Annotated in this window: 8 protein-coding genes; 5 read left to right on the top strand and 3 right to left on the bottom strand. The window is 43.3% G+C overall.

Annotated elements, in window-relative coordinates:
- Positions 1-522 precede the first annotated feature (522 nt).
- The gene (locus EWV60_RS04935; protein WP_287231359.1) at positions 523-2319 is read right to left on the bottom strand and encodes an N-acetylmuramoyl-L-alanine amidase family protein; all 1797 of its coding nucleotides are present in this window, start codon (positions 2317-2319) and stop codon (positions 523-525) included.
- A 197-nt stretch (positions 2320-2516) separates the two neighbouring features.
- Between EWV60_RS04935 and EWV60_RS04930 the strand changes: the two genes are divergently transcribed.
- Together EWV60_RS04930 and EWV60_RS04925 are read left to right on the top strand one after the other, a co-directional pair.
- Positions 2517-2951 carry a peroxiredoxin gene (locus EWV60_RS04930; RefSeq protein WP_002736091.1) on the top strand — a complete coding sequence of 145 codons (435 nt, stop codon included), beginning with the start codon at positions 2517-2519 and terminating at the stop codon, positions 2949-2951.
- A 196-nt stretch (positions 2952-3147) separates the two neighbouring features.
- Positions 3148-4152, top strand: a complete 1005-nt coding sequence (locus tag EWV60_RS04925; protein WP_287231356.1) for a glycoside hydrolase family 10-like protein — start codon at positions 3148-3150, stop codon at positions 4150-4152.
- Positions 4153-4495: 343 nt separating this feature from the next.
- On the opposite strand, the gene cruG is transcribed toward EWV60_RS04925, so the two are convergent.
- On the bottom strand, positions 4496-5686 hold the full coding sequence (gene cruG / locus EWV60_RS04920; RefSeq protein WP_130758419.1) for a 2'-O-glycosyltransferase CruG: 1191 nt from the start codon (positions 5684-5686) through the stop codon (positions 4496-4498).
- Position 5687: 1 nt separating this feature from the next.
- On the bottom strand, positions 5688-6602 hold the full coding sequence (cruF, locus tag EWV60_RS04915) for a gamma-carotene 1'-hydroxylase CruF (RefSeq protein ID WP_002755523.1): 915 nt from the start codon (positions 6600-6602) through the stop codon (positions 5688-5690).
- Positions 6603-7019: 417 nt separating this feature from the next.
- On the opposite strand from cruF, the gene EWV60_RS04910 reads away from it, so the two are divergent.
- The 3 genes from EWV60_RS04910 to EWV60_RS04900 all read left to right on the top strand — a co-directional run.
- Complete coding sequence (locus EWV60_RS04910; RefSeq protein ID WP_287231355.1) at positions 7020-8564, top strand: serine/threonine protein kinase; 1545 nt, start codon at positions 7020-7022, stop codon at positions 8562-8564.
- Between the two features lie 128 nt (positions 8565-8692).
- A complete protein-coding gene (locus EWV60_RS04905) occupies positions 8693-8911 on the top strand; it encodes a hypothetical protein (RefSeq protein ID WP_287231354.1) in 219 nt (72 codons plus the stop codon).
- A 217-nt stretch (positions 8912-9128) separates the two neighbouring features.
- Positions 9129-9415: transposase (locus EWV60_RS04900; protein ID WP_353734377.1), on the top strand; the 287-nt coding region annotated here is incomplete at its 3' end.

The following is a 9415-nucleotide window of genomic DNA, read 5'->3' as shown; positions in this document are numbered from 1 at the left end:
CCTTAATCCCCCCTTAATAAAGTGGTTTTGATCCCCCCTTAATCCCCCCTTAATAAAGTGGTTTTGATCCCCCCTTAATCCCCCCTTAATAAGGGGGGCTGCGATCAAGTTGTCTATAAGGGCGTGAACCGTTAGCAAATTTTCAGGTAAACTATCTTTAGTTGTTGGCTAATCTAGAGATTTTTTTCACAGAGCGATCGCTGTTTGAATATCTACCAGAGAGTGATGGACTATACCTTGTAATCTAGCAGTTATTTTGTCCGATTGCTGTTCACTGGTAACATTTTTTCCATGAACTTGATTTAATTTCCTCAGACTAAAATAAAGACTCCAGCAAATCCTATCACTGGCTTTCCAGCTAAGGCTTGGTTTTCCCCCCTTATCAAGGGGGGCAGGGGGGATCCCCCCGCCTATCGGCACCCCCCTTATCAAGGGGGGCAGGGGGGATCGAACCTAAAATCCATTTTTAATTTAATTATAACCAGCTACTTAAGCTTATCTCCCTCCGATTGCCATTAAATTTTAACTAGAAGCAATTACCCCAGATTGTTGAAACCATTGGCTAATTCCGGCGGCTAAAACTTGCGCTAATTGTTTTTGTGCCTGAGTATCGGTAATCCATTCAAATTCTTGAGGGTTACTCATAAATCCTAACTCTAATAACAATGAAGGACTACTATAAGGCCGAGTTAAAGCTAAATTATTCCAAAATACTCCATAGGAAGGACGGTTAAGATTTTTGGTTAAATAATCGTGGAGAAAAACCGATAAATCCGCTGCCTGGGGATGATACCAAAATATGCCAATTCCTTTAGTATTTAAGGCATCTCCATCATCGGGTAAAGCATTATAGTGAACCGATAGTGCTAGGGTTGGTTGCAGATTATTAATCATCTCTACCCGTGCCGGTAGGGATAGTTCGATGTCCGTTTCTCTGGTTAAATAAACTGTTGCCCCCAATTTTTCTAACTCCCGTTTAATTAATTTAGACATAACTAAATTAATCTCTTTTTCCGTGTAACCCGTTGGACCGACAGCACCAGTTTCTTTACCTCCGTGTCCGGGATCTAATAAAATAACTTTGCCCTGTAAATTATCACTTTTTTCCGGGGGATGACGCAGGGTTAAGATTAAATTTGTCCCCTGATAACGAAGACTATAACCCCACTGTTGTTTTTGATTAAGATTAAAAGTGTATTCTATCGTGGTCGGGTTAATTTGTCGCCAATCTAAACGTCTGATTAAAGGATTATCCACCAGAAAAATTGTATCGGTTTGGGCAATGGTATTATAAAGGGTCAAAATAAATTTATCATCCTCTTGTGCCACGGCGATGGGTACAGGATGGGAGAGGGGGAAAATAATTTCCGTTGCTTGATTGATATTGCGAGAAGAGAGACCACGAATATTAGCATTATCTAGGACTTCATTAACCATTAAACGGGTTTCTCGCTCTAAAATCCAACCACCATAATCTAACCGTAACCAATCCCCTTCTTTCCCAGTGACTCTCGCTTTCGTGCCTTGGGGTAAAGGAGTTAAACGGGAATAATTACTACCCGGCCCCGTGCGTGCTACCCCTTGGACTGCTATAATTTCAATCACTGGTAAATTTTGATCGCTAATAATGTTAATTTCTCCTTGACCTTGTTGGCTAATCGAGCGATTATTTAATTGTGCTGTAAAAATAGGTTTTCCTAAGTTAGCCTCTTGCTTAAACTGCTGACAACCTCGATAGTAACCAGTTTTATCCTCGGAATTCGCTTGATTAAGATTAGTTAAAACTGCGGCATTACTAGGCAGTTTTGTGGTTTGAGTTTGGGGTAAAAGAGGTAAGATTTTATCTCCTAACTGCACAGAAACCTGAGCTTGGGGAGTGGCAATCGCACTAAAACAAATCCATTCCCCCACTAACCTCGTCCTATGGACAGCAGGACTGAGAGACTTATCAGCAAAAGCTAATCCTTGGGGAATAACTGCTTGAGTATCTAGACGAATTATTTGACGATTAATAGTTTGGTTTTGATAGCGAATAGTGAAATTATTTTCGCCAACTTCTAGGGGAAAACTAGGGGCAAAATATCCTTTAGCACTGCGTTGAATCGGTTGATTATTGAGCAAAACTTGACCTGATGGAGGAGCAGAACCAATAAAAAAGATTTTCGAGGCCGTGGTTTGATGATTATCGGGAGGATAAACAATCATTAATGAGGCAGATTTAGCGCTGATGCTGTGATAAAAACCGATTAATAGGACTAAACCTAAACCGATTAAGATATTTTGCCCAAAAGTTCTCACCTTTAACCAGAATAGCCCCATATTATCCCCCTCTTAGCTGACAAATATTATCCTAAGACAAATTCTGGAGGTTTGTTGTTCGTCTTCTCAGTTGTACTGTATTTAAACTGATCGGGAAAATTTAGTACAAATGCTCTGACTTCTTCACCCCTCTCCCTGTTTTTGACCCTCATCCCTTATGATCAATATAGATTAACTTTTGTAAAGGAATCGGAGTTATGGCTTTAACCGTTGGAACAATCGCACCGAACTTTACCACCACCGACGATACTGGAAAAACCGTTTCCCTGTCGGATTTTCAAGGTAAAGTCGTAGTTTTATACTTCTATCCCAAAGATGATACCCCCGGCTGCACCAAGCAAGCGCAAAGCTTCCGGGATAACTACGAACAATACCAAGACAAGGAAATAGTAGTCTTCGGGGTGAGCAGGGATGACCAGGGTTCCCATGCACAATTTAAAGAAAAATACAGTTTACCCTTCCAATTGCTCGTAGATACCGATGGTGCTATCACCAAAGCTTATGATGTCGATGGTGGTGGCTATTCTAAGCGCGTCACCTATATCATCGATGCGGAAGGCAAAATTAGCTATATGGACGACAAGGTGAATACCGCTAGTCACGCATCGGATATTCTCTGTGTGGTCGGTTAATTTTTCCTAAAATCTTTTCTGGGTGTGTTAGGGGGGCCTAATACACCCGATATCTATTTTTTAGTTCACTGATAATCAGTTTTTAATAACCGGATTGAGTATGACTAAATAGGGCCTGCTGATGATGAACTGAATATCAAAAATCGGACTAAAATAATACTATTATCAAATATCTTGGTGGGATTAATCGGCAATCATGGTTAAGTTTAGCAAGTACCTAAAGAGGTTTGGGATTGTTGCTGGAGTGGCTTTTTTGTTGTTGGTTACTCACCAAGCGGCTCCCCGAAAGGCAGTGGAAAATGAGCAGATGAAGGGGGTTTGGTTAACCAATATTGGCACGATATTGTTACATCACACTACGTCCTTAGATGAGGTGTTAAATCATCTTTCGCAATCGGGTTATGACCGGGTGTATTTTAGTGTTTATGGGTTTGGGGGAACACTTTATCCGACTTCCCAACGTCCGACGAATTGGTTGTTTGTGCCGCCGTTGAGTAATCCCTGGAGGGCAGCGGTTAAGGAGTCTTTACGGCAGGGTTTGAAACCATTTGCTTGGTTTGAGTATGGTTTGATGTTATCCCCTAATGATCCCATTGCCAAAAAGCATCCAGATTGGCTATTAAAAACGCCCGCAGGGAAGACGGTGGTGGAAACCAATGTCTGGTTAGATCCGGCGAATCCGCAGGTACAAGCCTATCTTTTGGGGAATATGGAAGATATTTTAAAAGAAAAAGATTTGGCGGGGATTCAGTTAGATGATCATTGGGCAGTTCCGCGTGTTTTTGGTAATAAAAGTCAGGCTTTAACGAATTTAACCCGCAAGTTGCACGATCATGTCAAGGCGATTAATCCCAAGTTGGTGGTGAGTCTTTCGCCTAATCCTCACTCTTTTGCGGTGAATAAATATAATCAAAATTGGTTGGCTTGGGTGCGTCAAGGGATTGTGGATGAGGTGGTCTTACAGATCTATCGGAAAACTCCCAATCAGGTGGCGGCGAGTCTTTCGGGATCGGGACTGGCGACAGCTTCCCGGTATGTGCCGGTGGGGGTGGGTTTATATGCGGGTTGGAATCCTGATTTTTCCTTAAAGGGTTTACAAGCTCAGGTGAGGACGGTGGAGCAGCAGGGTTATGGCTATTCGTTATTTTGTTGGGAGTTTGTGGTCATGCGTTATCTTTTTAATCATATTCCTCAGTTTTAAGTGAAAAGGCTAGTATAATTAAGGCTGTTCTAAGTAAGTGGTTCTAATTACATAGAAGATAGATTTTGCCTTCGATCTCCCCCTGCCTTCTAGGGTTGATTCATAGTAGGGTTGATTCATGAATCAACCCTACCCTGCCCCCCTTGATAAGGAGGGTGCCAATTCCCCCTTAATACTGGGGCTGATTCATTCTCCGAATCTAATTCTTTTTTTTGCTACTCTTAATGGCTTATGAGGTAAGCTAGGGAGTAGAGGAGTACAGGTTTTTGCTCTCATAGTAGATTGATTCATGAATCAATCTACCGTTAGAGGAGCCTCATACACCCAATGTTTATTTTCCAATTCACTGATACAATCGACCGCGCCAACTTTGGGGACGGGTAAAAGCAGAGATAAAAATGCGGATAACTGCCAGCGGATCCGCGAGGGGAGATAGCCAAAATAATCCTGAAGATAGATTGACTTTTTTCCCTCGATAGTAGCTGGGGAAAACGGCAAACAACAGGGCGAAGCGAATCAATAACAGCAGCAGGTTTAAAGTCAAAACAATTTTTAAACTCAGGAAATTGTAGCCAAAAATCAAAGCTGTGAGCAGTAAAGGGGTGATAATTATCGGTAATCCCTGAGTAAGAGCTAATAAAGCTAAATCGCCCCATAATTGCCCCTGATAGGAGGCATCTTTGAGGTCAAGAGATCTGCCCCATTCGCGCCAAGTTTCCTTAAGTCCTTCGTACATCCGCACGCGAATCAACTTCGCCCCATCGAGAAATCCCACCCGATAGCCTTTCGTTGCCGCTAGACGGGCCAGGGTGACATCATCGCAAAAAGAACCTTTTGCCCCGCTATAACCGTCTAAAGCCGCTAAAACTGACCGCCGGCAGAGAAAACATTGACCATTGGCCATGACTCGTTGGGGATCTTGCCCGCGCACTCCGGCCGCATCAAAGCGATAGAGCAAAGTCATCAATAAAGCCGGCTGTAACCACCATTCTCCCGGATAGGAGAGGATAAATTGCGGCGACAGGGAAACTAAATCGTAACCTTCTGCGATCGCAGCTTTAACTAAACTAGCCACTAAATTTGCTTGGGGTTGGGTATCGGCATCAATGCCCAAAATCCAGTCACTTTCAGGAGAACTAAACAAAAAACCATTGTGTAACGCCCAGGGACGACCTACCCAATCGGGAGGCAAAGGATCATCGGTTTTCAAGCGAAAGCGGGGGTCTTTTGCCGCCATCTCCTTGACTTTTTCCCGCGTACCATCTTGGGAATTGCTATCGACAATCAGAATTTCTCGCACTTCGTAACTCTGTTGACTCAATCCCTGTAAACAACCGTCAATCCTGGCCACTTCGTTTAACGTCGGCACAATCACGCTTACTGTCCCTAACATCTCCGGGGTGGGGGGTTGGGGAGTCAGGGGAGGACGACGACGCGCCCCTTTTAGCAGACGGGAAAGAAGGATAAAAAAGGCAACAGCCTGAGACAGCAGTAGCCCCAGGCAGAATGCACCGAGAATTATCTCAGTTAACAACTTATTTGGCTCCTCTCACCGAAACAACGGGGATTTTTAGGGTTGTTACTTCGCTTGTCGGCACTGTTTGCCCGGAAGCAACAGCCTTGGCGCGATTGTAGAGGAGTGTTAAAGGCAGAATACCGGTGAGTAATCCTAAGAAAATCGGCGGATAAATACCGGCACCCATACTCATGACCGTAGCAAAGCCAAAATTACCCAAATACATCACAAAAGGCAGGGTTAAATCTTGACTTGGCAGTTTCACCGGTTGCACTTGCCAAATTAAAGTGGCTACCGTCATAAAAACACAACCCGTACCGAACCAACCGGCAAAATTTTCGTAGGGCATCCCAAAAAAAGCCCCCGGTTGTTCCCAAATCCAGAAGGGGATGGTAGTTTGACTCATGGCCGGATCTAGGACAAAATCCCAGGAAGTTAATAATACCGCCCCGATAGCGATCGATCCTAGATTTTGTAGCCACTGGGGTATAGCAAGAGTGGATAAACCAACACGAGCGATAATATAGGCACTAAAACCGAGATAAAACCAAGATAGGGGGATAGTAAAGGGGACTAAACCCGCAATTTTGTAACCTAAGCCTGAAAGATAACGATAATGACCGAAAGGAAAGCCGGTACTGGTTCCTAATAGTTCGCTACAAAGGGATAAACTGATAGCAGGAACCATGAATCCTAACCAGTGCCACACTCCTAGAGTCCGATAGGCATAAACAGCCACGGCTGCCATTCCTAACACCATATACACCACACCCCCCCCAGCCATTGACCAAGCAAAGAAGGTTTTGCCAAAATCTGGTAAATTGACCACAAATTCGGGATGGGGCAGAACTAGCAACAATCCGGCTAGTCCAAAAGCCATCGATACAATATGACCGATGAGCAGAGCTTTTTCGATCGCAATTAGTCGTCTCATTAAATCTCTAGCGCTGCGAAAGGATAATCATTTTCAAGTTTACAAATCTTTATTAAAGGATTATTACGCAGATCGGTCACTTGCGGCAAAAAAGTTTTACGCGGGTTAGGGATTTGCCTGTATTAGTTGTTTAGGAGTCAGTAGGCAGCAGTCAGGAGGGAGGAAAATCAATTAAATGGTTTATTTAGAGATTTTATGTTACTTTATACTTAGTTTTTTCATTTTTTTCAACCCCCAAAAATTAATTATGCTAGGGGCAATGGCTAAAAATGCCTGACAATATATATTCACAATCATGTTTTTAGCCTAAAAAAAGGGCATTCTAGAGTTAAGTCCTCTTGATCACTGAGGAATTGCAGCGGTTCTTTAAGAAACTCTCTCCATCAGACTCACTATAATTAAAACGTTAGACTAGCTATGTCGGCAGAATCTAGACATCGGCGCCTGCTTGCCAATCGATACCAACTGGTCGAGTTGATCGGTAGCGGTGCCATGGGACAAGTATATCGAGCGGAAGATAAACTCTTAGGTGGTGTAACCGTCGCCGTGAAATTTCTCTCGCAAACTCTCCTCAACAAAAGAATGCGTGAGCGTTTCGAGCGAGAGGCAACTATTTCGGCACTTTTAGGCGAAAAAAGTATTCATATTGTTAAAGTTCGTGATTATGGTATAGATGAAAAGGAAGTCCCCTTCTACGTCATGGAATTTTTGCAGGGGGAAAGCATAGGAGAAATCATCAAATATCACCCGCTGCCTCTCTCGCGCTTCTTTCATCTCACCCGTCAGATTTGTTTCGGCATCGAATGCGCTCATAAGGGTATTATCTTCCAAGGCGAGATCTGTCCGATTATTCACCGGGACATCAAACCTAGCAATATTATCGTGGTTCAGGACTCAGGATTAGGAGAATTGGTGAAAATTCTCGATTTTGGCATCGCTCAACTCATCCAGTCGGGAGAATCCCAAACCCAATCGTTTATGGGAACCTTAGCCTATTGTTCCCCAGAACAGATGGAAGGTAAAGAACTCGATCATCGTTCCGATATCTACAGTTTCGGGATCGTGATGTACGAGATGCTCACGGGAAAAACGCCCTTTTTTCCCGATAATTCCTCCTTTGGCAGTTGGTATGAGGTTCACCACCACGCTAAACCCCGTCCCTTTAATCCTAGCTTGCAATTACCGCCAGAATTAGAACAGTTAATCCTGCGCTGTTTAGCCAAAGCACCCAGCGATCGACCGCAAAGTATTACAGATATACTACAACTTCTCGAACGACTCGAACCCCTAGTCAAAAATAATCAACCGAATAAATTGCATCGTATCGATGAAATAGTCAAAAAAATCGACGATTACACCACCAAAACTAAAACCCTTGAAGATTTAGATCGAACCGATCTTGCTCTCGCGAATACCAAGGATATCTGTCTCAAATCCATTTGGCCCGAGGATAAACCGCGCCAAAAAATCGTCTTCCCACGCTGTATCAAGGCTGCCGACGGCGTTTTTGCCAGTTTATGGGTAATGTTGGATCGAGAAGATATCCCCGTCCGGGTTGCTAGTGTCCGTTATAATCAATTCCTCTTCTTACCCACACCCCACCCGATGATTCTCTGGATTACTGTCCTCTATCATCGTCAACAGGGACCCCGCTGGTTGCCCTGTTATTTGGACTTAAAAACCCCCCAGGGTCAAAAAATGACCAAAACCCTTGCCGAAACCGGTCAATACTGGATTTTATTTTTCTCCCTCGAAGGTGGCCCAATCTGTGAAAATGTGATCACCGCTAATATTCCCGCCAATCAATGCCAAATTTTGCAGCAATGGGTGAGAGATAGTCAATTAGCTCCAGTGGGCAGCCCGCAAATTAGCAAGCAGACGTTAAAACAGAAACTGGAGGAACTTAAACCCAAAATTCTGGCCAAATTAGAGTCGGAATTAGCCCAAGGCATACCAATTTAATCGCCATTATCTCGATGGGAAGTTCGTAGTGGAGCCTAGATAGTTCCTGAGTCTGACGAAAAATTTTTCTGAACTTCGGTTAGAATCGAGGAACTGTATGTGATTGCAGTATTTACTACGATGAACCTATGACTAAACTGCTGCAACAGGCGATCGCTCAAATCCAACAACTTCCGCCCGAACAACAGGATGCAATCGCATCACGGTTTCTGGATGAGTTGAAAGACGAGCAAAAATGGGAAGCTAGTTTTGCTGCCACAACAGATGAGCAATGGGAGCAGATGACTGCGATGGTGCGTCAGGAAATAGCAATGGGTGAAACTACTCTAGCCAGTGAAGTATTGTAAAGTTTCAATATAAATATAGTCAGATATAGTCAGGCATAGTAATATATAGACATGAGACTATCAGACTATGCAAAAAAAGCAGGAATAAGTTATCGAACGGCTTGGAGGTGGTGGAAACAAGGGAATTTAACAGGCTATCAATTGCCTTCTGGTACAATTATCACAACGGATGACAACCCTTCAAAACCCGACGCTGAGTTAAAAGACAACGGATAATATGTTAGTAGCAGAAAGACACATTATCAAGAAAGGACATCGATTTTGGGCTGAGATAGATAATTTATCTTGGCATTCTAAAAATCTCTACAACTCAGCCAATTATTTAATCCGACAAAACTTCATTTATGGCCATGGCTATTTGACCTATAATCAGATGGCCTCTCTGATGAAAAAGACAGAACAGTATCAAGCTTTACCCGCTAAAGTTTCCCAACAAGTTTTAAGAGGATTAGACAAAAACTGGCAATCATTTTTTGCCGCTTCATCGGAGTTTAAAAGTCACCC

Origin of the sequence: Microcystis sp. Msp_OC_L_20101000_S702, assembly GCF_007095705.1 — a bacterium.
Taxonomy (GTDB): domain Bacteria; phylum Cyanobacteriota; class Cyanobacteriia; order Cyanobacteriales; family Microcystaceae; genus Microcystis; species Microcystis ichthyoblabe_A.
This window is presented reverse-complemented; position numbering and strand designations above follow the sequence as displayed.

Bases quoted from the DNA above. Each gene is read 5' to 3' on its own strand.
- EWV60_RS04910 (WP_287231355.1), top strand. From the start codon at position 7,020: ATGTCGGCAGAATCTAGACATCGGCGCCTGCTTGCCAATCGATACCAA.
- cruF (WP_002755523.1), bottom strand. From the start codon at position 6,602: ATGAGACGACTAATTGCGATCGAAAAAGCTCTGCTCATCGGTCATATT.
- EWV60_RS04925 (WP_287231356.1), top strand. From the start codon at position 3,148: ATGGTTAAGTTTAGCAAGTACCTAAAGAGGTTTGGGATTGTTGCTGGA.
- EWV60_RS04935 (WP_287231359.1), bottom strand. From the start codon at position 2,319: ATGGGGCTATTCTGGTTAAAGGTGAGAACTTTTGGGCAAAATATCTTA.
- EWV60_RS04930 (WP_002736091.1), top strand. From the start codon at position 2,517: ATGGCTTTAACCGTTGGAACAATCGCACCGAACTTTACCACCACCGAC.
- EWV60_RS04905 (WP_287231354.1), top strand. From the start codon at position 8,693: ATGACTAAACTGCTGCAACAGGCGATCGCTCAAATCCAACAACTTCCG.